The organism is Agrobacterium salinitolerans (genome assembly GCF_002008225.1).
GTDB lineage: Bacteria > Pseudomonadota > Alphaproteobacteria > Rhizobiales > Rhizobiaceae > Agrobacterium > Agrobacterium salinitolerans.
Genome location: NZ_MRDH01000015.1, coordinates 1 through 24,318 on the forward strand (window position 1 = coordinate 1; position 24,318 = coordinate 24,318).

22 protein-coding genes are annotated in these 24,318 nt (G+C 59.3%); 8 read left to right on the forward strand and 14 right to left on the reverse strand.

Annotated features, from left to right (window positions below):
- Positions 1–557: transposase (locus BS627_RS11865; protein WP_245307098.1), on the forward strand; the 557-nt coding region annotated here is incomplete at its 5' end.
- Between the two features lie 129 nt (positions 558–686).
- Here BS627_RS11865 and BS627_RS11870 read toward each other — a convergent pair.
- Complete coding sequence (locus BS627_RS11870; RefSeq protein ID WP_245307100.1) at positions 687–2,411, reverse strand: AAA family ATPase; 1,725 nt, start codon at positions 2,409–2,411, stop codon at positions 687–689.
- Positions 2,412–2,493: 82 nt separating this feature from the next.
- Complete coding sequence (locus BS627_RS11875; protein ID WP_077983440.1) at positions 2,494–3,036, reverse strand: NUDIX hydrolase; 543 nt, start codon at positions 3,034–3,036, stop codon at positions 2,494–2,496.
- 113 nt (positions 3,037–3,149) lie between these two features.
- Here BS627_RS11875 and BS627_RS11880 point away from each other — a divergent pair, with 113 nt between their 5' ends.
- The 3 genes from BS627_RS11880 (at position 3,150) to ku (BS627_RS11890) (ending at position 5,676) form a co-directional block, all read left to right on the forward strand.
- Positions 3,150–3,794: a DUF47 domain-containing protein gene (locus tag BS627_RS11880; protein ID WP_077983441.1), complete on the forward strand. Its 645-nt coding sequence runs from the start codon at positions 3,150–3,152 to the stop codon at positions 3,792–3,794.
- A complete protein-coding gene (locus BS627_RS11885) occupies positions 3,794–4,795 on the forward strand; it encodes an inorganic phosphate transporter (RefSeq protein WP_077983442.1) in 1,002 nt (333 codons plus the stop codon). The genes BS627_RS11880 and BS627_RS11885 overlap by 1 nt, the downstream gene beginning before the upstream one ends.
- Positions 4,796–4,884: 89 nt before the next feature.
- Entirely contained in the window at positions 4,885–5,676 is a 792-nt protein-coding gene (gene ku, locus BS627_RS11890; RefSeq protein ID WP_077983443.1) for a non-homologous end joining protein Ku, read from the forward strand.
- A 12-nt stretch (positions 5,677–5,688) separates the two neighbouring features.
- Here ku (BS627_RS11890) and ligD read toward each other — a convergent pair whose 3' ends face one another.
- The 9 genes from ligD to BS627_RS11935 all read right to left on the reverse strand — a co-directional run bounded on the left by ligD (position 5,689) and on the right by BS627_RS11935 (position 17,686).
- Positions 5,689–8,181: a DNA ligase D gene (ligD, locus tag BS627_RS11895; RefSeq protein ID WP_077983444.1), complete on the reverse strand. Its 2,493-nt coding sequence runs from the start codon at positions 8,179–8,181 to the stop codon at positions 5,689–5,691.
- Between the two features lie 3 nt (positions 8,182–8,184).
- Positions 8,185–9,018: a non-homologous end joining protein Ku gene (ku, locus tag BS627_RS11900; protein WP_077983445.1), complete on the reverse strand. Its 834-nt coding sequence runs from the start codon at positions 9,016–9,018 to the stop codon at positions 8,185–8,187.
- Positions 9,015–9,278 (reverse strand): hypothetical protein, encoded by a 264-nt coding sequence (locus BS627_RS11905; protein ID WP_077983446.1) that lies wholly within the window; start codon positions 9,276–9,278, stop codon positions 9,015–9,017. The genes ku (BS627_RS11900) and BS627_RS11905 overlap by 4 nt, the downstream gene beginning before the upstream one ends.
- Positions 9,275–10,168, reverse strand: a complete 894-nt coding sequence (locus tag BS627_RS11910) for an SDR family oxidoreductase (RefSeq protein ID WP_077983492.1) — start codon at positions 10,166–10,168, stop codon at positions 9,275–9,277. Before BS627_RS11910 ends, BS627_RS11905 begins: the two co-directional genes overlap by 4 nt.
- Before the next feature lie 185 nt (positions 10,169–10,353).
- Positions 10,354–12,693, reverse strand: coding sequence for a bifunctional diguanylate cyclase/phosphodiesterase (locus tag BS627_RS11915; protein ID WP_077983447.1), 2,340 nt, complete (start codon positions 12,691–12,693; stop codon positions 10,354–10,356).
- 187 nt (positions 12,694–12,880) lie between these two features.
- A complete protein-coding gene (locus BS627_RS11920) occupies positions 12,881–13,984 on the reverse strand; it encodes a hypothetical protein (RefSeq protein ID WP_089153247.1) in 1,104 nt (367 codons plus the stop codon).
- A 277-nt stretch (positions 13,985–14,261) separates the two neighbouring features.
- Positions 14,262–15,800, reverse strand: a complete 1,539-nt coding sequence (locus BS627_RS11925; RefSeq protein WP_245307102.1) for an ABC transporter substrate-binding protein — start codon at positions 15,798–15,800, stop codon at positions 14,262–14,264.
- A gap of 124 nt (positions 15,801–15,924) precedes the next feature.
- On the reverse strand, positions 15,925–16,905 hold the full coding sequence (locus tag BS627_RS11930; protein WP_077983449.1) for a mannonate dehydratase: 981 nt from the start codon (positions 16,903–16,905) through the stop codon (positions 15,925–15,927).
- A gap of 67 nt (positions 16,906–16,972) precedes the next feature.
- Entirely contained in the window at positions 16,973–17,686 is a 714-nt protein-coding gene (locus tag BS627_RS11935) for a FadR/GntR family transcriptional regulator (protein ID WP_077983450.1), read from the reverse strand.
- 206 nt (positions 17,687–17,892) lie between these two features.
- Here BS627_RS11935 and BS627_RS11940 point away from each other — a divergent pair, with 206 nt between their 5' ends.
- The 4 genes from BS627_RS11940 (at position 17,893) to BS627_RS11955 (ending at position 21,383) form a co-directional block, all read left to right on the forward strand.
- A complete protein-coding gene (locus BS627_RS11940; RefSeq protein WP_077983451.1) occupies positions 17,893–18,921 on the forward strand; it encodes an ABC transporter permease in 1,029 nt (342 codons plus the stop codon).
- Positions 18,922–18,986: 65 nt separating this feature from the next.
- Positions 18,987–19,817 carry an ABC transporter permease gene (locus BS627_RS11945; RefSeq protein WP_374638333.1) on the forward strand — a complete coding sequence of 277 codons (831 nt, stop codon included), beginning with the start codon at positions 18,987–18,989 and terminating at the stop codon, positions 19,815–19,817.
- Complete coding sequence (locus BS627_RS11950) at positions 19,804–20,649, forward strand: ABC transporter ATP-binding protein (RefSeq protein WP_077983453.1); 846 nt, start codon at positions 19,804–19,806, stop codon at positions 20,647–20,649. Before BS627_RS11945 ends, BS627_RS11950 begins: the two co-directional genes overlap by 14 nt.
- The gene (locus BS627_RS11955; protein WP_077983454.1) at positions 20,646–21,383 is read left to right on the forward strand and encodes an ABC transporter ATP-binding protein; all 738 of its coding nucleotides are present in this window, start codon (positions 20,646–20,648) and stop codon (positions 21,381–21,383) included. The genes BS627_RS11950 and BS627_RS11955 overlap by 4 nt, the downstream gene beginning before the upstream one ends.
- Positions 21,384–21,479: 96 nt before the next feature.
- Here BS627_RS11955 and BS627_RS11960 read toward each other — a convergent pair whose 3' ends face one another.
- From BS627_RS11960 to BS627_RS11970, 3 genes are read right to left on the reverse strand one after another with little or no spacing between them, the layout of a single operon-like run.
- The gene (locus BS627_RS11960) at positions 21,480–22,532 is read right to left on the reverse strand and encodes an ABC transporter ATP-binding protein (protein ID WP_077983455.1); all 1,053 of its coding nucleotides are present in this window, start codon (positions 22,530–22,532) and stop codon (positions 21,480–21,482) included.
- A gap of 17 nt (positions 22,533–22,549) precedes the next feature.
- Entirely contained in the window at positions 22,550–23,392 is an 843-nt protein-coding gene (locus BS627_RS11965) for a carbohydrate ABC transporter permease (protein WP_077983456.1), read from the reverse strand.
- Complete coding sequence (locus BS627_RS11970; RefSeq protein ID WP_077983457.1) at positions 23,382–24,314, reverse strand: carbohydrate ABC transporter permease; 933 nt, start codon at positions 24,312–24,314, stop codon at positions 23,382–23,384. Before BS627_RS11970 ends, BS627_RS11965 begins: the two co-directional genes overlap by 11 nt.
- Between the last annotated feature and the right edge of the window lie 4 nt (positions 24,315–24,318).

The following is a 24,318-nucleotide window of genomic DNA, read 5'->3' on the forward strand; positions in this document are numbered from 1 at the left end:
TCCTCACATCCAAAGAACTCGTATGCCCGAAATACCTTACTCAGCATCAGACCCGCCAGATGGGATCTCCTTGCCGCTTACAACAGAACGCAGACAGGCTCAGGCAGATCGAGCGCCAGATCAAGGCAGTAGACGAAGCCATCATGGCCTTGATTGGAGAGGATGCATCCCTGAAGGCCAGGTTCGACATCCTCGTTTCGATCCCCGGTGTGTCGCAGATCACAGCCTTTACATTTCTCATCGAGATGCCCGAGCTTGGTGACCTCAATGAAAAGGCCGCAGCCGCACTCTCCGGTCTTGCACCGATGAGCCGCCAGTCCGGACGATGGACCGGACGCGCCTTCATCGCCGGAGGAAGGGCCATCGTCCGGCAGGCACTCTACATGCCGGCCCTCGTCGCAAGCCGCTTCAACCACGATCTCAAGACGAAGTATGACGTCCTCATCAAAGCCGGCAAACCACCCAAGGTCGCCATCACCGCAATCATGCGAAAGCTCATCGTGCTGGCAAACGCGCTGCTGCGGAAAAATCGAAAATGGACGCCAAAATCCGCTTGATCAAAACGGATACTCTAGTATCTCGATTCACGCATACAGAATGCCGACCTATTTCGGGGTAAAAGGATATGCCCCGGAATGAAGCGGCACTGCTCTATGTTGCCTGGCAATTTTACATGCCAACGAACATCACTCTACCCCATCGCCCCTTGGCTTGGAAACGATATCAATCACTTCGCATCCCCAGACTACGCCGCGATTTGCGATAGCTCGTGCAATCTCTTCCACTTCCGGCCTCCGGGCTTGGATGATTGTCGTCGCTCTCAACAGCTCCGCCTCCAGCAGCCGCTCGACCCGCCGTCGCAGAACAGGATCATCACGCCGCAGTTCTTCCAGTTCCCTGGAACTCGAGACATCACAGTATTGGAGTGATTCCAGCCCCAGACTTGCGAGCATAACCGTAGCGATATCCGAAGCTCGCTGAAGATCGGATCCAGCGACGCCGCCGGAGCCATCGAAAATATCGCCGAGGATGACCTCTTCGGCCGCCATTCCGCCCAGCAGCATCGCAATCTCGTCCAGATAGGACTGGCGGCTTCGATTTGGTGTGTAACTCCGCCGCCATTGCACGTGCCCGATACTGGCATCTCGATGGCTAGCCTCCCTCGCTACGACAATCATCTCGATCTCCGCAACCGATAGAACGGCACCGACGATCGCGTGACCGGCTTCATGGACAGATACTGACCAAAGTTCATCGTCGCCAATGCTTGCGATTGCTGGCACGATTGCGAGCACATCCGACATTCGGACTTCCCTGCCCTGACGACGGGCCAACCGACGAGCATCCTTGGCGACCTGCGCAATGTCTGCGCCGGAATACCCACCTGTTGCCAGAGCAGCTTTGGTGAGGTCCTCCGGAGCGCTGGCGGTGCCCAGATGCATCGCAAGCATCTGCTCGCGAGCCGCTTGATCGGGCAGCTCGATCGCGATGTGGCGGTCAAGGCGGCCAGGTCGACGCAATGCCGGATCGATATTGTTCGGGAAATTCGATGCAGCGATGACGATCACCCCTTCCCCGCCTGCGGATCCATCGAGCAGTTCAAGCAAGGCGTTCACCACCTGAAGACTATAATTTGCGTTGTCTCCTCTGAATGTCCGCCTGTCGCCGATGCTGTCGAATTCATCAATGAGGAGCACCGACGGAGCTGCGGCGGCTGCATCGCGTAAACTCTTCCGCATTGCGCCCAGCATGTCGCCGAGATGTCCCTTTGATTGCCATTGCGCGCTCGATGTGCCGATAAACGTCGCCCCGCAGGAACGCGCGAGCGCTGATGCGAAGAGCGTCTTGCCGGTACCGGGAGGACCGCTGAGAAGAAGCCCTGCGTCCACGTCACGCCAAGCAATCTTGCCAGTCTTCCAGTCAGCGAGATCAACGATTAGATTCTCTGCCCAGTCACGCGCCTCGCCGTACCCTTCGAGCTCCTCCACCAAAGGCTCCCAAGCCAAGGTCGCAGGAGCCTTCGATGCATCAACAAGCTTTTCCAAGACAACTTCGATCAGACGTCCTTTTCGCAACGCGCGGAACAACAGGCTCGAAGTATGTTGGCAGAGTCGGCTGGCCGCCTCGCTCGCGATATCGATCTGCCATACATTTTTTGCGGCCGAAATCAGGTGGCTCGGCTTGATGGGTCCGACGTCAATAACGCGATCCAAGCTGATTGCGATCTCAGGCACAAGCCTGGCTCCTTTCTCGATCAGGACGACAACGGCCGATTTTTGCCCCAAGACTTCCCCAGCGTCCTCGTGATATGTCTCCCCCCGCCTGCCCAATTTAACTGTCGTAACTGCGTAGCGGATCAAAATGCTGGTCTCTCGCAGAACCAATTTCGCCGCCTCCCGATAGGCTTCCATGTTGGCCTCGGGTGTCTCGCCGCCATCATGATCTGGATGCGATGAATGTCGATTCCTCCTACATGCCGTAATGGGCCGGCACCTAGAGCTTTACGCCGCTCTGACGTTTCTTTTTGCCCTTCGGGCGAAAATCGACCAGCAGTGATTTCAGCTCGATATCGCGAACGCGCCTTGCCGCCTCGTCCGGGCGCACCCATTCCAGCAGGCGTTCACCGCGTTCCTTGAAACTGGTTTCCGCTTCCGTCACCTCTATCTGGAACACATCGACCATGCAGGGAACGACATCGCCATTATCGAGCATCTTGAGATAGGTATAGCGGCCGACCGCATTCTTTTTCACCCGGCCGCGCACGCCCGCCTCCTCCCACGCCTCGATTGCCGCCGCCTCGTGCGGCTTCTTTCGTTTCATCGGCCAGCCGCGCGGAATGATCCAGCGCCCGCTGGTACGGGACGTGACAAGGAGGATTTCGACCTCCTCGCCATTGCCGGCATAACGGAAGCAGAGCGCGGCATATTGCTGCCGGAAAGCGCCGGTGAAGAGCTTTTCCGGAACCGCAGCAAGCTGCTGTAGCAATGTCAGTGCACGAGCCGGGCGGGTTTTCCGGCTTTTCTTGGTGGGTTTCATATCCGTTGATAGTGCTGATTTTCCGGGTTGCATCAATGCCCCGCGTACATTTATGACAGTTTTATGACAATCACCCCCCACAACTAATATAGCGCCATTGAGGGCCAATTCGCATGATGAGTATTTTTCGCAAGCTGATGCCGCGCGAGGACCGTTTCTTCGAGATGTTCAGCAAACATTCCGAAACCGTTATCAAAGCGGCCGAGGCCCTTGACCAACTTTTGAGCGGCGTCGACGTCGAGAAAAACTGCGACCTCATCGTCGCGCTGGAACACCAGGCGGATGACATCACCCGCGATGTGCTGCTTGCGGTCAGACGCAGCTTCATCACGCCATTCGATCGTGGCGACATCAAGGATCTCATTCAGTCGATGGATGACGCCATCGACATGATGCACAAGACCGTCAAGACCATCCGTCTTTTCGAGCAAACGGAATTCGATCCGCTGATGAAGGAAATGGGTCATGAGATCGTGCGCGCAGCCGGCCTCATCGCAGAAGCCATTCCGCTTCTCAACAAGGTCGGCACGAATGCGCATCGCCTGTCATCCATCGCCGAAGAGGTGACCCGCGTTGAAGGCCGCTCCGACGAACTTCACGATCTAGGTCTCAAGGACCTCTTCCGCCGCCATGGCGCCAGCGGCGACGCCATGGCCTATATGATCGGCAGCGAGATCTACGGCGAACTCGAAAAGGTCGTCGACCGCTTCGAGGATGTGGCCAACGAGATCAGCGGCATCGTGATCGAGAACGTCTGATGGATGTCGCACTTGCCCTGCCGCTGCTTGTCGGCCTCATCGCCATTGCGCTGTTCTTCGATTTCCTGAACGGCCTGCACGACGCCGCCAATTCCATCGCCACCATCGTTTCCACCCGCGTACTGCGCCCGCAATATGCGGTCGCCTGGGCGGCCTTCTTCAACTTTATCGCCTTCCTGTTTTTTGGCCTGCATGTGGCCGAAACGCTCGGCACCGGCATCATCGATCCAGCCATCGTGTCGCCGCAGGTGATCTTCGCGGCGCTGATCGGCGCCATTGTCTGGAACATCGTCACCTGGATTTTCGGCATTCCCTCCAGCTCGTCGCATGCGCTGATCGGCGGGCTCGTCGGTGCGGGATTTGCCAAGGTGGGTTTCAATTCCATCGTCTGGTCGGGCCTGCTGAAGACCGTGGGGGCCATTTTCATGTCGCCGGCCATCGGATTCTTCCTCGCCTTGCTTCTGGTGCTGACTGTCTCCTGGCTGTTCGTGCGGCAGACGCCCTTTGCCGTGGATCGCACCTTCCGCGTCATGCAGTTCATCTCCGCATCGCTTTATTCGCTGGGACACGGCGGCAACGACGCGCAGAAGACCATGGGCATCATTGCCGTGCTGCTCTTCAGCCAGGGCCATCTCGGCGAAAGCTTCTACGTGCCCTTCTGGGTGGTGATTTCCTGCCAGTCAGCCATGGCGCTTGGCACGCTGTTCGGCGGCTGGCGCATCGTTCATACGATGGGATCGAAAATCACCCGGCTGAACCCAATGCAGGGTTTCTGCGCCGAAACCGGCGGCGCGCTGACGCTGTTCGGTGCGACATGGCTCGGCATTCCGGTCTCCACCACCCACACGATCACCGGCGCCATCGTCGGCGTCGGCGCGGCCCGCCGTGTCTCGGCGGTGCGCTGGGGCCTTGCCGGCAATATCGTCATCGCGTGGATCGTGACCATGCCGGCGGCTGCGCTGATCTCCGCTGCGGTTTACGGGCTGACCTCGCTGTTCTGATAGCTGCATTACTGCCGCTACGGGCCGCTTCTCCCGGAACAAACGCCGCCCTTGGCTGTTGTTCCGGGAGATCAACGTGGATCGCGGACATGGCACGGCAGGTTTTTTGGAAGGGTTATTTGAAGCTGTCGCTGGTGACGGCCTCCGTCTCGCTGACGCCCGCGACGACGGAAGGCAACAAATACAGTTTCCACATACTCAATCGCAAAACCGGCAACCGGGTCGAAAGCCGGTATGTCGACAGCATCACCCACCGACCGGTCGCCGCCAAAAACCAGGTGAAAGGTTTTCCACGCTCCGAGGACGATTACGTTCTGCTGGAGGATGACGAAATCGATGCGGTGGCGCTGGAAAGCACCCGCACCATCGATATCAAGACTTTCGTGCCGAAAGGATCGATCGACTGGATCTGGTACGACCGTCCGCATTTCCTGCGCCCGGAAGACAAGATCGGCACCGAAGCCTTCAGCGTCATCCGCGAAGCCATGAAGGTGAACGATGTTTTCGGCATTGCGCGTCTGGTGATCTATCGCCGCGAAAGGGCTGTGCTCCTCGAACCTTCAGGCAAGGGCATCATTCTCTGGACACTGCATTACGGTGAGGAAGTGCGCGAAAGCATCGACGCCTTGGAGCCGAAGATGAAAATCGACCGGCCGCTGCTGGACGCCATGGAAAAACGCATCGGCAAACAGGTAACGGGTTGGAAGCCGGCTTTGGTGCAGGACCCCATTCAGAAAAAGATCAAGTCCCTGCTGAAGTCCAAGGGCGAGGAGGCCTCCTCCTCGAAAAAGAAAACCGGCACGAAGGCACGCAGCGGCGGCAATGTCATCAACATCATGGATGCCCTTAAGAAAAGCCTTGCTTCCGAAAAGAGAAGCTGAGGCTCCATGCCTTCAGCCGGCCTTTTTCGGAAGCGGCTCGGCAGCAGCAAAAAAGCCGTCCCAAGGGTCTCTTTTCAGCGCGGAAAGGCGCGCGGCGATATTGTTGACGGTGAAATGGGCAGGACCGATCTCGGCCGTCAGCTCCGACCATTCGAGCGGCGCTGAAATGGCCGCCCCTGGCCGGGCGCGCGTCGAATAGGCCGCAACCGCCGTATTGCCCCGGCCATTGCGCAGATAATCGATGAAGATACGGCCCTGCCGTTTCGCCTTGGTGGCGACGGAAAGATATTTCTCCGGTTCGGCCTTCGACATATCCGCCGCCATGGCTTTCGCGAAGGCCTTGACCGGCGCCCAGCCCGCCTGCGGCTTTAACGGTGCGACGACATGCAACCCCTTGCCGCCGGACGTCTTAACGAAAGCAGCAAGCCCCGCCTCTTCGAAACGTCGCTTCAGTTCGTGCGCCGCCTCGATCACCGCGTCCCAGGCCACATCCTCGCCAGGGTCGATATCCATGGTGATCATATCAGGCTTTTCCCAGTTGGCGGTGTTTGCCCCCCAGGGGTGGATTTCAAGCGCGGCGGACTGCACAAGCGCTATCAGGCCATCGAAATCGGTGATGCGGATCAGCGGTTCGCCGCCCCGGTCCTTCGGATCCTTGATTTGCTCGATTGCCTTGTTGATGCCGCGCCAGGCGTGTTTCTGGAAAAAACGCTGGCCCTCTATGCCCTCCGGGCAACGCAGCAGCGCGAGCGGCCGGTTGACCACGAAGGGCGCCATGTGCCGCCAGACCTGCGCATAATAGTCGGCCAGTCCCTCCTTCGTCACACCATCGTCCGGCCAGTAGAGCCGGTCGGGGTGAGTGAACTTGATCTTCGACTGCGGCGCCTTGCTATTCGACACGGCCTTCTCCTCGCGTTCGATCTCCCCAGCCGGCTTGTCTTCCCGTAGACCCCGGAAGGAGGCGTGACGAAGATTGCCATCTCCCGACCATGCGCGGAACTCCACTTCCGCCACCAGTTCCGGCTCCACGAAATGGAGATTGCGGCGGGCAAGCGCGGTGAGCTTGTCACCGAAGGGGCTGTCCTTGCGTTCCAGCGGCTTCAGCCGGCCAAGCAGCATTTCCGCCACGTCGCCCGTGTAACCCGTCCCGACACGGCCGACATGGCGCAGCTTGCCTTTTTCATAAACGCCGATTGCAAGCGAACCGATGGCTTGGTCCGATGTCGAGGAGACGGTATAACCGCCGATGACGAATTCCTGTCGCATCGAGCATTTAGATTTTACCCATTCGCCCATGCGGCCGGAAACATATTTGCTGTTCCTGACCTTGGAAATGACGCCTTCGAGGCTCAGCCGGCAGGCATGGTCTAGGACAAGCGCGCCACTTTCTTCGAAATGCTGACTGTAGCGGAGATGGGGATCGCCTGCCGGCAACAGCTTTTCCAGCAGTGCCTTTCGCTCGCTCAATGCCGCAGCGCGCAGATCGCTGCCATCGAGATAAAGAAGGTCGAAGGCATAGAATACGAAGCGGTCACTGCGCCCTTCGCTCAGATCCTTCTGCAAGGCGGAGAAATCTGATGCGCCGTTATCGCCTTCAACGACGATTTCGCCATCGATCAACGCCGTTTCTGCCGGTAGCGCCGTCAGCGCGGATGCTACGGCATCACCGAATTTTTCCGTCCAGTCGAGCCCGCTGCGGGTCAGCAGCTGAAGCTTGCCCTGATCGACACGCGCCTGCAGACGGTAACCGTCGAATTTGATTTCATGCAGCCAGCGATCTCCGCTCGGCGGTTTAGGCTTGAGGGTGGCGAGCGCCGGAGGCACGAAAGATGGCATAGCCAGTTTGCGCGCGCCTTTGGGCAGAGCATGCGCCTGTTTCCTGCCGGCGGCAGAAGCGACGGTCTTTTTCGATACGGGCTTGGAGTTCCAGGTATCCTTCGGTTTGGCTGCGACTTCCTCGACACTGCGCCCGGTTTTTACGGATTCCGGCCGTTCTTCGAGAATATCCCCGCCACCCTCATGCCTCGCCTCCTCGTCATCGCCCTTGATCAGCAGCCAGTTCTCCCGCTTTTCGCCGGGCTTTCCGTGCATTCGCACCAGATGCCAGCGGCCTCTCAGCTTTTCGCCGTCCAGTTCGAACTCCAGATGGCCTTTGCGATAACCCTTCCGAGCGTCCCCGGCCGGCTGCCAGGTACCGCGATCCCAGACGATCACCGCGCCACCGCCATATTGTCCTTTCGGGATGACGCCTTCGAAATCGCCATAGCTGAGCGGATGGTCTTCCACATGCACGGCAAGACGCTTGTCCTCGGGATCGAGGCTAGGGCCGCGCGTCACCGCCCAGCTTTTCAGCACGCCGTCCATTTCCAGCCGAAAATCATAGTGCAGTCGGCGGGCATCGTGCTTCTGGATAACGAAGCTCGACCCTTGCTTTTCGGCCTTCGTGCCTTTGGGCTCCGGTGTCTTGTCGAAACTGCGCTTGGCGTTGTAGGTCTGCAATCCCATAGATCAGCTCGCTTTCCGCGGCGCCTTGCGGCCTTTTGCCGTCGCTCTTTTCTTGCTGTCCTTTTCGGCCCCGGCGCTGCGACGCAGGGCCTCCTTGAGATCGATGATATTGTCTTCCTTGCGTGGCGGCTGTTTCTCGATTTCCCGGCCCTCGATCTTGGCTTTCACAAGTTCTGCCAGCGCATCGTTGTAACGGTCGCTATAGTCGGCGGGATCGAAGGTGCCTGCGCGCTTTTCGATGATGTGCCCGGCGAGCTCGAGCATTTCTTCATCGAACTCGATGTCAGGGATCGACTTGAAGACGGATGTCTGCGAACGGACCTCGTAGCTGAAATTCAGCGTCGTCGCGACGAGAGCCTTACCGCTCGGACGGATCAGCAGGACACGGTTGCGGCGGAAAAGCACCGCTTCGCCGAGAGCTGCGACATTCTCGTCGTTCATGGCTTTCGCCAGAAGCGTCAACGCCTCTTCACCACCCTCATCGCTTGGCGCGAGATAATAAGACTTGTCGAAATAAAGCTTGTCGATCTCGTCACAGGGCAGAAAGTGACTGATGCGGATAACCTTGTCGCTTTCCGGCATCAGCTTTGCGATCTCGTCTCCCTCGATGACGATATGGTCGCCATTGTCGAGTTCGTATCCCTTGACCTGATCTTCGCGAAGAACCGCCTCGCCGGTATCGCTATCGACATATTGCCGCTCGACGCGGTGGCCGGTCTTGCGGTTGACGATATTGAAGGAGATTTTCTCCGCCGAGGTCAGTGCGGAATAAAGACCAACTTCGCAGTTGAAATCGGCGAAGGTCAGCTTGCCTCTCCAGCTCGCTCTCCGGTTCATGCTCGTCGTCCCTCGTTGGCCAGAATGCGCTCGATGGCGGGCACGTCCGCCTCTGCCAGAACCGGCACCGGGTCGGACGCCATGGCTTCAAGCACCTCCGGCGACAGCCCGCCATTGCGGATGACCCATTCCATCGCCTCGCGGGTTTGCCGCTCGGCTTTCAACTGTGCATAAAGCGCCAGTATCAGCCGGTCGCGGACATCCAAGCTCTTCAAATTCCTTTCTGATGGGCTCGTCCGGCATGGCGGGCATCGCCTCAGGCAATGCCCCTGCCGCCAGTCACACCATAAACCTCGCCATTGATGAAGCTCGCATCCTGCGACGCCAGCAGCACATAAACGGGCGCCAGTTCCACCGGTTGTCCCGGACGGCCGAAATCGCTGTCCTTGCCGAAATTCTTCACCTTCTCGTCCGGCTGGCCGCCGCTTGGCTGAAGCACCGTCCAGAACGGACCGGGAGCAACGGAATTGGCGCGCACACCTTTTTCGATGAGCTGTTTGGCCAGCGCTTTTGTGTAGGCGACGATACCGGCTTTGGTGGTTGCGTAATCCAGCAGGATTGCGGAGGGCTCATATGCCTGGATCGAGGCGGTCGTGATCACCGACGACCCCGGCTTGAGATAGGGAACAGCCGCCTGGGCAATCCAGTGAAGCGCATAAAGATTGGTCTTCATGGTTTGGTCGAAGTCGGCTGTCGACAATTCCTCTATGTCGTCACGATACTGCTGTCTTGCGGCATTGATGACCAGAATATCCAGTCCGTCGAGATCGCCTGCTGCTTTCTCAACCAGTTCACGGCACCACGCCTCATCGGTAATATCGCCGGGCAGCGCCACGGCTGTTCGACCTTCCGCCTCAATCAGCGCCACAACTTCCTCGGCGTCGGCTTCTTCTTCCGGCAGGTAGGAGATCGCCACATCCGCGCCCTCCCGCGCAAAGGCGATAGCGACCGCGCGGCCGATGCCTGAATCGCCTCCGGTGATCAGCGCCTTGCGCCCAGCAAGCTTGCCGGCGCCGCGATAGGTCTTCTCACCATGGTCCGGGAAAGGCGTCATATTCGTCACCAGACCAGGCATTTCCTGGGTCGGGGTGGAAAACGGCGGGCGCGGATACTGGCTGCGCGGGTCTTGCGGCTCGAGGCGGTCTGTCATCGCGGTCTCTCCCATAGATAGGTTTATCCATCCGTGGCGCGTTCGCTGACAGGCAGGCATACCGCCCGGTCGGGCTGACAGCGGCATGGACGCGCCACACGCTAACCTAACGATCTGCCTTGGTTCTCGTTCCATCGGGCACGGGAAAGGAGGGCGGCGGCACCATTGTGCCGTCGCATGTTTTATCAAACGGGGTGTCTCTTCCGTCTGGCAGGGTTTGCCGCCGGCGCGGGCGCGACATCCGGTTTTCCGAAAAGATAGCCCTGCGCTTGCGCGCAACCCTCATCGACCACCATGCGGTATTGCGCATCCGTTTCAATCCCCTCTGCCGTCACCGGCAGATCGAGGCTGCGGCCAAGCCCGATTACCGCGCGCACGATGGCGCGGGCATTGTCATCGTCGCTCATGGCGGCGATGAAGCTTCGGTCGATCTTGATCTTGTCGAAGGGGAAGCTCTGCAGGTTGCTAAGCGAGGAGTAACCGGTACCGAAATCGTCCATGACGATGGCAACGCCGAGCGCCTTCAACTGGTTGAGGATGATCAGCGTCGCCTTGCGGTCTTTCAAAAGCGCGGCTTCGGTGATTTCCAGCTCCAGCCGGTTCGGCGAAAGCCCGGTCTGCATCAGTGCGGTGCAGACGACATGGCCGAGATTGGCCAACGAGAATTGCAACGGCGAGACATTCACCGCGATCTTCAGATGTGGCGCCCAAGTGCTTGCCTGGCGGCAGGCCTCGCGCAGCACCCATTCGCCGAGCGAGATGATGATGCCGCTCTCCTCGGCAATCGGAATGAAGACATCCGGCGGCACGACGCCGCGCGTTGGGTGCTGCCAGCGCACCAGCGCCTCGTAACCGACCACCTGGCCGCATTCGACCGAAAGGACCGGCTGATAATTCAGCAGCAGTTCGTTGCGATTAATAGCGAGCCGCAAATCCGTCTCGAGCTGGCGGCGTTCGCGCGCTTCCTGGTCCATCAGGGGGTCATAGAAGGCCAATATGCCGCGCCCGCCCATCTTGGCGCGGTAAAGCGCCAGATCGGCGGCATGCATGATGCTTTCGTGGTCCTTCCCGTCCCGCGGAAAGACGGCGATGCCGATGCTGACGCCAACGGAAGTCGGATCGTTGGCGACATTCATCTTCAGCGCGAACATGCCAAGGATCGTCTCTGCCAGCAAACGGGCCTCTTCCGCCCTGGTTTGCCGTGCGGTCAGAATGACGAATTCATCGCCGCCGAGGCGGGCGACCACATCGCCTGCCCTTGCACATTCATCGAGAATAGCGGCGACCTTTTTCAAAACACGGTCCCCTTCGGCATGGCCGAATATGTCGTTGACCGCCTTGAAGCGGTCGAGATCGAGCGCCAGAAGCGCGAATTGGTCCTCCTCGTCGCAGAGTTCGATCTGCTGGTGAAGACGGGTCTGGAACATGGTGCGGTTGGAAAGGCCTGTCAGGACGTCGTGGCGGGCGAGATATTCGATTTCCCGCTGCGCTTCGCGCTTTTCCGTCAGGTCGCGAATGGCCATCACCTCGCAAGGATGGCCGCGGAATTCGATCGTGCGCACACTAAGCTCGAATATTTGCGCCTGGCCGGCGCGCTCGCGAACCGCCTCCACAGGTGCGTGGCGCGGCAGATAGGCGGGCTGTCCGTCGATGGCCTTGAAAAGATCGTCGGGATTTTGTCCGAGCAGCGACGCTTCCTCCCGACCCAGAAGGCCGGCAAAGCGGGTGTTAAGCTCCACAATCCGCCCATCGCGCACGACGGCGAGACCATCGAGCGTCGCATCCACAAGCCCCTTGAGATCGACAAGGTAACGATCCACAAGAGCAGCAGCGGCAGTGGTGGACAGGATCAGGAAGGTGACGCCGGAAATGGCGCAGATCATGATCAGCCGGGCGACATTGTCGGGATCAGGCCCGGATACGGATGGATCCGGCGAAAGCACCGTGGCCGACATGGCCGTGAAATGCAGTGCGCAGATCGCGAAGATCGCCGATCCGGCCGGCGCGGCGATGCGCTGCCAGGAGCCGAGGCGACGGAAAAGGAAAAACGCCAGAAGAAACGACACCCAGGCGACCGCAAAACCACCCACCACCGCGCTCCACCGGTAGCTGATCGTGGCGGCGACATCCATTCCGGCCATTCCGACGAAATGCATGACGGCAACCGACAAGGTGATGAGCGTGCCGACGATCACCGGGCTGTGAGCGGCCCGCGAGCGTGTAATGAGCGCAAACCAGAAACCGAAAACGGCCAGAACCGCAGAAAGAGCCGTGAAGGCGAAATCATAACCGATCGGGACCGCACCCTTGTAGGCCAGCATGGCGACGAAATGCGTCGCCCAGACGCTCAGTCCCCCGGCAAAGGCCGCAATCAGCACCCAGTAGGGTTTACGGCCAGCCGGACTTTCTTCCGCGCGCAATAAAAGATGAAAAAAAGCAAACATGCCAAGAAGGCAGATAACAGCCGCGAGAAGCACGACCGCGTGGTCGTGCTGTATGGCAACGCATTCCAGAACCGTGAACATGACGCACTCTCCCAGCCTCTGAAGAACCGCTCAGGATGGCACTATGGGAATGGTTTATTTATAAATCTCTAATGCAACCAATGATAATTGTTTCAATATTTTTTCGCGCACGAAAAAGAAAGCGGGCCGGCGCGCCAGGCTGTCACGCTTATGGCAAACCGACCCGGGAAAATCATTGACCGAAACTTTATTTCCAGCTTCGGTAATCTGCCGCGGCACATCCGAAAGGCGCCGCGCCATCGGCGAAACGCTCCTGCAACCGGGCGCAACCCCATTCGTTAAGCGCCGCCGGCAGCATGTTGTTGATGTCCATTCCGGGCGAGTTGAACTGCGAGGGAGCGCTTGTGACATACCACAGCCAGTAACCGAACACCGCGACGACGATGACGGCGACGATCGCAGCGAAAATGCCCAGTCTGCGCAGCAGGCCCGGTCCCTTCTTCATCGCCGCGGCCTGGGCCGTTGCAGCCTCCTGCGCCTCACTGGCGAGCATCGGGGCAATTGATGCAAGGGCTTCCGCCCTTTCCTGCTCGGTCAGGTCGATCCGCTCCAGCTGATCGTCAAGCAGAACCGGCAAGGCGCTGTCGCCATGCAGGACCGCCAGCGCCACATCCTGTTTTCCAGTGTGACCAATGACAACGGGAATGCGGCCCCGCTCCAGATGCGCAAAAGATTGCCGCTTGGTTTTATCGTCCCTCACCGTATCGGCATAGGTGACGAAGAGCCGGCTGCGTTTTTCGGCAACCGCCGTCAGCGCCACCGGAATAACGGACAAAGGCGCAGGCTTGCGCAGTTGCAGACGAACCCGCAGGATCCGCAGAAGCGTGAACAGCATCGCCAGACTGCCGAAACCGAGAAGAACAACAAACACGCCAAGCGTGATGATGCGGTTCCAGAGCATGTCAAGACCCAGCGAAATCGTTGCGAGTTCCGGGTTCTTCGCGGAGATGACCAGTCCGGTTTCATAATCGCCGGAATGGAAATCGACGAACATGACCTCGACGTCTTTCTTGTAGCTTACGCCCGCATGGTCATAGGAAAGATCGGCCTTGCAGGTCGTGAAGATCGCCTTGCGCGTCTTGCAGCTGCCGCTGATATCGCCGTTTTCAATCTCCAGCGGATCTTTGCTGATCTGATAGTCGCGCAATATGCCCGGGCCTTCGGCGACAAGCATGACGACCGTTATGGCCAGAAGCACCGGAATGGAAAAATAATAGGCTGCAGGCGCCGAAATGACGCCGCGTTTGAGGCTCAGCGGCCGCGACGGAAGTTTTATCTGTGCAAGGTTCATTGTCGTCAACGCATTCTTCGGGAGGTGGGTGAGCGGAGTTCGCGACTCTCGCCCGACGGAAGGAACAGTTGCGGGACGGTCTAAACCGATGAAGTCCTTGAGAAAACCCCCTGAAATTGTGGGATGCCGGCGGCAATCGCCTGTTGCCGCGTTGCTTCGTGAGCGCAAAGCGCCGGATGAACCTTGCGGCGGAAGCCTTCCGGGGCATGGGCCCAAAACCTCATAAAAACGGGCGGTAAAACCGCCCGTCACTTGTTGCAAAGGCTGTCGTTTGTCCTCAGTCCTTCGTTACGTTTTCAAGCCGCGTCGTCTGGCTGGGATGCCCCACATAATCCTTGACGCGCGCATTCAGCACGATCGGCTCGAACCTCTCAAACATCGGCAGCACCGCCGGTTTCTGGGCGACGAACATTTCCTGCATCTGCGTGTAGATTTCGCCGCGCTTCTTGGCATCGGGTTCCAGCGACGCCTTTGCCGTGAGCGCCGTCAGTTCCGGAATGTCCCAGGCCGAGCGCCAGACAAAATTACCGGCATTGTTGGCGGCCAGCGAATTATCGGGGTTGGACGAAAACTGCTCCATCGAGCCCAGCACATTCGGCATGTAGGCTCCGGTCTGCGGAATGAGCAGATCGAAATCCCGCGCGCGGTGGGCGGCAATAACCTCCGAACCATTCCCCTGCTGGATGTTGACCTTGATGCCGATCTGGCTGAGCGAGGCCTGGATGGCGGTGGCGAGATCGATGCGCGGCGTCTGCGCAATCGTTTTCAGAGTGAGCGTGAAGCCGTTCTCATAACCGGCCTCCTTGAGGAGAGCCTTCGCCTTCTCCACATCGAGCTTCCAGTCAGGGCTCGCAATGGCGTATTCGAAGTTTTGCGGCACCGGCACCGTGCGCGCCTTGCCATAAGGACCCATGATGGTCTTTTCCATGCCCTTGTAGTCAATGCCATAGGCAATCGCTTCGCGGACCTTGGGGTTGGACAAAGGCTCCTTGCCGGCATTCATGGACAGGACGTAAAAGCCGCCCGTCGGCACGCGCTGGATCTGGAAACCCTGCTTGTTGTTGAAGGTTGCAAGGTCGGCAGCCGTCAGCGCACTGGCGATGTCGATATCGCCGCGCTCCAGCATCAGGCGCTCAACCTGGCTTTCCGGCACATGCCGCACGATGACGCGGCGCATTTTCGGGCTACCGGCCACGTAGTTCTTGTTGGCCTCGAGAATGATGATCTCATTGGGCGACCAGCGATTGAGCGTAAAGGGACCGGAACCGGCGGAATTGGTTCTCAGCCAGCCATTGCCCCAGTCGCCATTGCTTTCATGCGACTTGAGTTCCTTGCTGTCGACGACGCTGGCGATGACCATGGCCAGACGATAGAGGAGCAGTTCGGAGGTCGTCTCGCCGGAAAGATCGAGGCGAACCGTCTTTTCATCGGGTGCGCTGACCAGCTTGTCGATATTATCGGCGTTATAACCCACGCGCTTCAGATTGGCGGCCGCGGCCTGGTTCATCTTCAGCAGGCGAGTGAGCGAATAGACGACGTCGGCCGAGGTTACGGGATTGCCCGAAGCGAAATTGGCCTCGCGCAGATGAAAGGTGATGCCCTTGTCATCTGTCTCCCAACGCTCGGCAAGCTGCGGGGAAACCTTGCCCGAACCATCGACGGAAATCAGACGGTCATAGAGATTGGCCATGATTTCATTGGCCTTTGCCTCCGTCGCCTGGTGCGGATCAAGAGACAGGACCTGCGCCAGCGACGTTCCAATGACCAGCTGGTCGTTGGGGGTTTTGGCCGCGACGGGCGATCCCTGCACGAGCATTGCGCCCAGAACGGTGGTGAATGCGAGACGGATTAGTGTTCTTTTCATACCTGCTCCTCCTACAGATCGGTAATTCATGTTCAGGAAAAAGCCGCGACGCCGGATGCGCCGCGAGCCAGAACGGTCAAAGATGTTTGTTATCAAGCGCTTCGATCAGGGCAGCGATGTAGCCGTAACAGAAGGCGAAAGCCACGCCGACGGGATCGCGCCCGGCAATCGTCGGTACATGGTCCGGCATGATCATGTAGCGATAACCGAGCTCATGATAGAGTTTCAGCGACCGCACCATGTCCATGTCGCCCTCATCGGGGAATGTCTCCATGAAGGAGAGCTTTCCGCCGCTGATGTTGCGAAAATGGACGTTGAAAATCTTGTCGCGACTACCGAACCAGCGAATGATGTCGTCGATCTCCTCGCGCGGATTATCAAGCATCTCGCCGATCGACCCCTGGCAGAAATTCAGGCCGTGATAGGGGCTCTCGCGCATCTGCACGAATTTCTTCAGCCCCTCGACCGTGCCGAGAACGCGTGTCACCCCCTTGTAACCCGGCGGGGTATAAGGATCGTGCGGATGGCAGGCGAGACGCACCTTGTTGCTTTCAGCCACCGGCACCACGCGCTCGAGGAAATAGTCGATGCGTTCCCAGTTCTCATCTTCGGAAAGGACGCCAGCGAGGCCCGGCGCGGCATCATGGTCCGCCTTGTCCCAACGCCAGGCTTCATTGAGCGAACCGCCACGTCCGCGCTCCATTTCCGTGCGTGGAATGCCGATAAGGTTGAGATTGTATTTCGCGGCAGGGATTCCTGCCCTGGCGATATTTTCGATCATCGCGCAGACGGCATCGATCTGCCGGTCGCGATCCGGCCCGGCAAGCAGGATATCGGGATAGGACGCCTCTTCGATGGGCCGCGATGGCAGGGGCAATTGCACCATGTCGAGAACGAGGCCAAAGCTTTCGACCTTGTCACGGTGGCGCTCGAAGTCCTCGAAAGTCCAGCTCGCGGGCTTTCCGGGCGGATCCGCGTTGATATTTTTGACGCCAAGCTGCGCCCAAACCTTGAAATCCTCGTCATCGCGCGCAGCAACCTGGGTGCCGACATACATCGATTCTCTCCTCTCTCCATGCAAGTCATCATATGACATCGCATGAAATAAGATGAGTGTCGAGATGCTATTGCGCTTCCGACAGCAACCTGTATCGACGCTGGCTGGCAAGCATATGTTCGCGCATGGCTTTTCGCGCCGCATCCGGGTCCTGTTCGACGATGGCGCGCAGGATCGCCTCGTGCTCGGCCTGCACTTTGCGAAGATAATTCGCATCACCAGTTTCCGGCAGCGTCGGGAATTGCCCACGCGGTATCGAGCGCGAGCCGAACTGACGCAGAGCCTCCAGATAAAAGCGGTTGTTGGTGGCGATCGCGATGGCCGTATGGAACTCATAATCGGCATCGACGGTGGTTTCACCCGCATCGATGGCGCGGGCCATTTTCCGGTGCGCCGCAGAGATTGCGGCCTCCTGCTGGGCGGTGCGGCGATAGGCGGCGATTGCGGCCGCCTCCCCTTCGGTCGCAAGCCTGAACTCCAGCATTTCCAGCGTTTCCGCGATGGTGCCGACTTCGGTTTGCGTCAGCTTCACGCCGGCCCACTCACTGGCGTTGCTGACAAAAACCCCCTTGCCCTGGATGGGAACGACATAGCCGGCGGAACGCAAATCCGCGATCGCCTCGCGAACCACGGTGCGGCTCACGCCATAGCTGCGCTCAAGCTCCGGCTCGGTGGGAAGCTGATCCCCATTCTTCAGTTTTCCACTGCGAATTTCTGCGCTGAGATTATCGATGATCTGTTGCGCCCGCCTCTCCCGCGGCCTCGCCTTGTCGCCCATCATGCCACTCTTCCCTCTTGCAGAATACGAATCCCTTCGTTACTCATATGATGACATGACCGCACATCATATGTTTTCATGTTAACTCAGGGAGGAGTTGGGATGAAGTACCATCGAGAGTTTTTGCAAAGGAGAATTGCGCGTCTGCGGCGAGCAGCGTGCAATACCCTGGCCGCTGACGGCTTTCTTACAGAGAAGTGCGGCCAGCAATGACGGAGATCTCACTGCGCGGGCTTGGACATCGTTTCCTGCAACTGATCGTCAGCCTCTTCATTCTTCTGTGCATCACCTTCATCATCGGCCGGGTCATGCCGACCGATCCGGTCGGTGCCATCGTCGGCGAACTTGCCGACCCCAAGGCCTACGAGGCCATGCGGGCGCGGCTGGGGCTCGACCTGCCGCTTTACCAGCAATTTTTCATCTACCTGCGCGGACTGCTGCATGGCGATTTCGGCATTGCTATCCTCACCGGCAACCCGGTTACCCGCGATCTGGCGCAGGCCTTTCCCGCAACCTTCGAACTTGCCACGCTAGCGATCATCATCTCGACGGTCATCGGCGTCCCACTCGGTCTTGCCGCCGCGCTCTTCCGCGACACCTTCATCGACAAGTTCGCGCGGGTCTTTGCGCTTGTGGGGCATTCGATACCGGTCTTCTGGTTCGGCATCGTCGGGCTGGTGATCTTTTATGCGAACCTCAACCTTGTCGCCGGACCCGGCCGGGTCGACGTCTTCTACGAAGGCATTGTCGAGCCGAAGACGGGGTTGATGCTCGTCGACAGCCTGCTTGCGGGCGAGACGGAAATCTTCTGGAACGCGCTTGGGCATATCATCCTGCCGGCCATCATCCTCGCCTATATGGCCATGGCCTACATCACCCGCATGACGAGGGCATTCACCCTTGAACAGCTCAGCCAGGACTATGTCATCGCAGCACGAGCGAAGGGCGTCAGCCCGGCACGCACCATAACCCGTCATGTACTGCCCAACATCGCCGTGCAGCTCATCACCGTTCTGGCTATCTCCTACGGCAACCTGCTGGAAGGCGCCGTGGTGACCGAGATCGTTTTTTCCTGGCCCGGCATCGGCCAGTACATGACGAATGCGCTGCTCATCGGCGATATGAATGCGATCCTCGCCGCCACAATCGTCATCGGCTTCATATTCATGTTGCTCAACTTCCTCGCCGATCTGGCCTACACCACGCTTGATCCCCGTACACGGGAGGCTGCACGATGACTGATATCGCGCATAACAATACCGTTGATCGCCCCGGCGCCCTGTCGCGCCTCTCGACCACAACCATGCGGACGCTTCGTAAGCTCGCAGACGAACCGCTTGGCATGTTCGGCTTCGCCATTCTGGCCATTCTGGTCGTGGTTGCGATTTTCGCGCCACTCATTGCACCCTACGATCCTGCGCGCCAGGCGCTCGAAAACGCGCTCCAGCCTCCCAGCTGGGTGCATCTGGCCGGAACCGACGAATTCGGTCGCGACATTTTCAGCCGGCTCGTCTACGGCACCCGCATCACCATCCAGACGGTGCTGTCGGTCTCGGTTATCGTCGGTCCGATCGGCCTTGCCATCGGCGTCATGGCCGGCTTCTTTGGCGGGCGCACCGACGCGATCTTGATGCGCGCGACCGATATCGTCCTGTCCTTCCCGTCACTCGTGCTGGCGCTTGCTTTTGCGGCCGCCATGGGCGCCGGTCTCGGCACGGCAATCATTGCGATCTCGCTCACCGCATGGCCGCCGATTGCGCGTCTTGCCCGCGCGGAAGCGCTTGTGGTGCGCAATACCGACTATGTCGCCGCCGCCCGTCTCTATGGCGCCTCGCCGATGCGCATCCTGTTTTTGTACATTGCGCCGATGTGCATTCCCTCGGTCATCGTTCGCCTGACGTTGAATATGGCCGGCATCATCCTGACCGCCGCTTCACTGGGCTTCCTTGGCCTGGGAGCCCAGCCGCCGCTTCCGGAATGGGGCGCGATGATCTCCAGCGGCCGCAAATTCATGCTCGATTACTGGTGGGTCGCCGTCATGCCCGGCATCGCCATCCTGCTGACGAGCCTTGCCTTCAACATCGCCGGCGATACGCTGCGCGACCTTCTGGATCCGCGTCATGCCCGTTCCTGATAGCTCCCCCATCCTTTCGGTCCGCGACCTCAATGTCCGTTTTGGCCGCAACACCATTCCTGCCGTGTCCAACGTCAATTTCGATGTCGGGCGAGAAAGGGTCGGTATCGTCGGTGAGTCCGGCTCCGGCAAATCCACCACCGGCCGGGCCGCCATGCGGCTTTTGCCGAAAAGTGCAACGGTGACGGCAGAGAGAATGGATTTTCTCGGCGAACCGCTTCTTTCAAAATCCGAGCGGCAAATGGGCGCGATCCGCGGCAGCGAGATGGCGCTGATCATGCAGGACCCGCGTTATTCGCTCAACCCGGTGCTGCCCATCGGCAAACAGGTGGCGGAAGCCGCCGAACTGCATCTGGCGCTGACCGGAAAGGCGGCGAGAGATGCAGCCCGTGACATGTTGCTGCGTGTGCGCATCAACGATCCTGATCGTGTCATGGCACTTTATCCGCACCAGATATCGGGCGGCATGGGCCAGCGTGTGATGATCGCCATGATGCTGCTCGCCAAGCCGAAACTCGTCATCGCCGATGAGCCGACCTCGGCCCTCGATGTCAGTGTGCGCAAGGATGTGCTCTTGCTCCTGGACGAGATGGTGCGCGAGAATAATTCCGGACTTATCCTTATCAGCCATGACATCCGCATGGTCGCGGCCTTCTGCGAGCGTGTGCTGGTCATGTATGGCGGGCGCGTCGTGGAAACGCTGACGAAGCTGGAGGATGCGCAACATCCCTATACGCGGGGCCTGATCGCGGCCATGCCCGATCCCCGCAATCCGGTTAGGCGTCTCAAGGTGCTGGATCGTCAGGCAATCGACGCGGAGGTGCTGCGATGATCACAGTAGACAAACTCGACGTCGTCTACGGCGTAAAGGAAAAGAGCAATCACGTCGTGCGCGGCGTCAGCCTCACGGTCAACAAGGGGGAAACCCTTGGCATCGTCGGCGAAAGCGGCTGCGGCAAGTCCACCTTGTTGCGCTCGCTGGCTGGGCTGGAGGCCGGCTGGACCGGCTCCATAAGCTTTAATGGCAAACCGGTCGGGAAGACCCGCAGTCGCGACGAACTGAAACTGGCCCAGATGGTGTTTCAGGACCCCTACGGTTCGCTGCACCCGCGCCACCGCATCGGCCGGGCTCTCGCCGAACCGATCCGCGCCTTGGGGCTTGGCGACGGCTGGTCGAAGGTTCCGGCCGCGCTGCAACAGGTGGGCCTGCCCGCACATTTCGCCGAGCGTTTCCCGCATGAACTTTCCGGCGGCCAGCGCCAGCGCGTGGCGATCGCCCGCGCGCTGATCCTAGAACCGCCGATCCTGCTGCTCGACGAGCCGACATCTGCACTCGACGTCTCCATTCAGGCGGAAATCCTGAACCTGCTTGCCGACCAGCGCGAAGAACGCGACCTGACCTTTGTCCTCGTCAGCCACGACCTCGCGGTGATCGCCCATATGTGCGACCGCGTTCTGGTGATGCAGAACGGCGTGTTTGTCGATGAGTTGACCAAGGCCGACCTTGAAGCGGGTATTACCCATGCCGCCTATTCAGGCGAGCTGTTCGAAAGCAGCTTTCTTTGAAATGACCGGTCGCGATGACGGCGACGCCCGAAGCGCGGTCGGGCTTTCCCGGACATGCCCGGCGTCTGCGGCTCGTAACCGCCGTAGATGCCAAAGTCAGTTCAGACGATTGCCGTTCTCATCCGAGAACAGATGAATTCCGTCCAGAGCCGGTGAAATTCTTATCTCCTCGCCGACCGCCTGTCCTATACGTTCGCGAAAGACGCCGAGCACCCGTGAACCACCGAGTGTCATGGTGACCTGCGTTTCCGATCCCAGCGGTTCGACGAGCAGGATTTCGGCCGGCACGCCGGAAGGGTCAAGCGCGAAGTGCTCCGGGCGGATGCCATAAGTGGCCCCTCTTCCCGCAAGAGCTGCGGCAGCGGCCGGCAGCGGCAGGACCACACCGCCGGTTTCAAAACCGGCTTGCGATATCACGCCAGGCAGGAAATTCATGGAGGGGGAACCGATGAAGCCGGCAACGAACTGGTTTGCCGGACGGTCGTAAAGTTCAAGCGGTGTGCCGACCTGCTCGACCCTGCCGCCATTCAGAACGACGACCCTGTCCGCCATCGTCATCGCCTCCACCTGGTCATGCGTCACATAGATCGTGGTGGTTTTGAGCTTCTGGTGCAGCGCCTTGATCTCGCCGCGCATGACGACGCGCAGTTTCGCGTCGAGATTGGACAGGGGTTCGTCGAACAGGAACACCTGCGGATTGCGAACGATAGCCCGGCCCATGGCGACACGCTGACGCTGGCCGCCGGAAAGCTGGCGTGGATAACGGTCGAGTAAGGCGGTAAGGCCAAGGATTTCGGCAGCCCAGTTCACTTTCTCGGCGATGTCCTGCTTGCTCGAACCCCGATGCTCCAGCGAAAAACCCATATTGCTGGCGACCGTCATATGCGGATAAAGAGCGTATGACTGGAACACCATGGCGATATCGCGGTCCTTCGGGTCGAGATCGTTGACTATCCGCTCGCCGATCCTGAGTTCGCCACCGGTAATCGTTTCGAGACCGGCGACCATCCGCAGCAGGGTCGACTTGCCGCAGCCGGAGGGGCCGACAAGAACGACGAATTCGCCATCGTTGATGTCGAGATCGACGCCGTGAATGGTTTTTACCGCGCCATAGCTTTTGCGGATGTCGGACAGGGAAACATTAGCCATCGATTAAATCCGGTTCTTCAGCCCTTGAGGCCGGTATGGGCGAGGCCTTCGACGAACTGCTTCTGGGCAATCACGAAGACGATGAGCACGGGCAGCGCCGTCAGCGTCGCTGCGGCAAGCTGGATATTCCACATCGGTCCGCCATAGGCGTCGGTATATTGGGTCAGCGCCTGCGGCAGCGTGAACATCTCGGCGCTGGAGAGAAAGACGATAGGCTCGAGGAACAGGTTCCAGGAGTGCAGGAAGGTGAAGATTGCGACCGAGGCCAGCGCCGGTTTGGCGAGCGGCAGTGCGATCTTGCGAAAAATCTTGAAGCGCCCGAGACCATCGACGCGCGCCGCCTCTTCCAACTCGCCTGGAAGCGTCACGAAAAACTGCCGCATGACGAAGGTGGCAAAGACACTGGGCGCGCCGAAGATCGGCACGAGGATGAGCGGCCAATGCGTGTTGACCATGCCCGCCTTCAGAAACATCTGAAAAAGCGGCACGATCGTCACCTCCGACGGAATGAGCAGGCCAAGCAGCACGATCATGAAGATGGCGTTGGAACCCGGAAACCGGATCCGCGCAAAAGCATATCCCGCCATCGAGGAAATGATCATGGTTCCCACTGTCACCACAGCGGCAATATAGGCGGAATTCCAATATTGCCGCACGAAAGGCTGCAGCTCGAAGACCTTCGAATAGGTCGTCCAGTCATAGCTCTGCGGGATGAGCTGCGGCGGGAAGGCGAAGATGTCGCTGATGGGCTTGATGGACGAAGTCACCATCCACCAGGTCGGAAAGACGAAGGGGATCAGCAGCACGCACAACAGCCCGTAGAGAGCCACCTGCATACGGGGGGAAAGGTCAGCTTTCATAAAAGACGATCCTTTTGCGCATCTGCCATTGGGCGAAGGTCAATACCGCGACGATCAGGAACAGCAGGATGGAAAGCGTGGAGCCATAACCGAAGAAATGGAACTGGAAGGCCTGCTGGTAGAGGTAATAGACCAGCACCGTTGTCGACAGACCCGGACCGCCTTGGGTCAGGACAGCGATCTGCGCAAAGACCTGCAGCGAGCCGACGATGGTGATGATCGAGGTCAACAGGATCGTCGGGCTGATCAGCGGCAGGGTAATGCGACGAAACTGCTTGAAGACGGGCGCACCATCGATGCGGGCCGCCTCATAGAGTTCCTTCGGCACGCCCTGAAGTGCCGCCAGAAACAGGATCATGTTAAGCCCGACATTCTTGAAGACCTGCACGACGATGACGGAAATCATCGCGGTCGTTTCCTCACGCAGCCAATTTGGGCCTTCGATGCCGATCATCAGCAACATGCCGTTGATGCCGCCGTTCTTCTGCAGCAGGAAACCCCAGACGATCGTCCAGGCAACCAGCGACACGACGACCGGCGAGAAGAACAGGGTCCTGAAGATGGCAATGCCGGCCAGTTTTTGGTTCAGCAACACGGCCAGAAGCAGCGCCAGCGACAGGTTGAACACGACTAGCCCGGCGGAGAAGATCGCGGTCGCGCCCAGCACCTCACGAAGATTGCCGTCCTCCATCAACATCCGGTAGTTCTGGGCGCCCGTATAGGTGAAGGTGTTGGCCAGCACATTCCATTCATGCAGCGAATACCAGAACACCAGCCCGAGCGGGATCAGCACGAAAATGATAATCCCGATCAGTTGCGGGGCAATGAACAGGAAGCCTGCAAGGCTGTCGCGCCGCGCGATGGTCCAGAACGCCGACACCGGGCGATCTGGACGACGGGTAACTTCCTGCGCGACAGCCATCGTT

Coding starts and splice junctions, on each gene's coding strand:
- BS627_RS11870 (WP_245307100.1), bottom strand. CDS start 2,411: ATGGAAGCCTATCGGGAGGCGGCGAAATTGGTTCTGCGAGAGACCAGC.
- BS627_RS11875 (WP_077983440.1), bottom strand. CDS start 3,036: ATGAAACCCACCAAGAAAAGCCGGAAAACCCGCCCGGCTCGTGCACTG.
- BS627_RS11880 (WP_077983441.1), top strand. CDS start 3,150: ATGATGAGTATTTTTCGCAAGCTGATGCCGCGCGAGGACCGTTTCTTC.
- BS627_RS11885 (WP_077983442.1), top strand. CDS start 3,794: ATGGATGTCGCACTTGCCCTGCCGCTGCTTGTCGGCCTCATCGCCATT.
- ku (WP_077983443.1), top strand. CDS start 4,885: ATGGCACGGCAGGTTTTTTGGAAGGGTTATTTGAAGCTGTCGCTGGTG.
- ligD (WP_077983444.1), bottom strand. CDS start 8,181: ATGGGATTGCAGACCTACAACGCCAAGCGCAGTTTCGACAAGACACCG.
- ku (WP_077983445.1), bottom strand. CDS start 9,018: ATGAACCGGAGAGCGAGCTGGAGAGGCAAGCTGACCTTCGCCGATTTC.
- BS627_RS11910 (WP_077983492.1), bottom strand. CDS start 10,168: ATGACAGACCGCCTCGAGCCGCAAGACCCGCGCAGCCAGTATCCGCGC.
- BS627_RS11915 (WP_077983447.1), bottom strand. CDS start 12,693: ATGTTCACGGTTCTGGAATGCGTTGCCATACAGCACGACCACGCGGTC.
- BS627_RS11920 (WP_089153247.1), bottom strand. CDS start 13,984: ATGAACCTTGCACAGATAAAACTTCCGTCGCGGCCGCTGAGCCTCAAA.
- BS627_RS11925 (WP_245307102.1), bottom strand. CDS start 15,800: ATGCTCGTGCAGGGATCGCCCGTCGCGGCCAAAACCCCCAACGACCAG.
- BS627_RS11930 (WP_077983449.1), bottom strand. CDS start 16,905: ATGTATGTCGGCACCCAGGTTGCTGCGCGCGATGACGAGGATTTCAAG.
- BS627_RS11935 (WP_077983450.1), bottom strand. CDS start 17,686: ATGATGGGCGACAAGGCGAGGCCGCGGGAGAGGCGGGCGCAACAGATC.
- BS627_RS11940 (WP_077983451.1), top strand. CDS start 17,893: ATGACGGAGATCTCACTGCGCGGGCTTGGACATCGTTTCCTGCAACTG.
- BS627_RS11945 (WP_374638333.1), top strand. CDS start 18,987: ATGCGGACGCTTCGTAAGCTCGCAGACGAACCGCTTGGCATGTTCGGC.
- BS627_RS11950 (WP_077983453.1), top strand. CDS start 19,804: ATGCCCGTTCCTGATAGCTCCCCCATCCTTTCGGTCCGCGACCTCAAT.
- BS627_RS11955 (WP_077983454.1), top strand. CDS start 20,646: ATGATCACAGTAGACAAACTCGACGTCGTCTACGGCGTAAAGGAAAAG.
- BS627_RS11960 (WP_077983455.1), bottom strand. CDS start 22,532: ATGGCTAATGTTTCCCTGTCCGACATCCGCAAAAGCTATGGCGCGGTA.
- BS627_RS11965 (WP_077983456.1), bottom strand. CDS start 23,392: ATGAAAGCTGACCTTTCCCCCCGTATGCAGGTGGCTCTCTACGGGCTG.
- BS627_RS11970 (WP_077983457.1), bottom strand. CDS start 24,314: ATGGCTGTCGCGCAGGAAGTTACCCGTCGTCCAGATCGCCCGGTGTCG.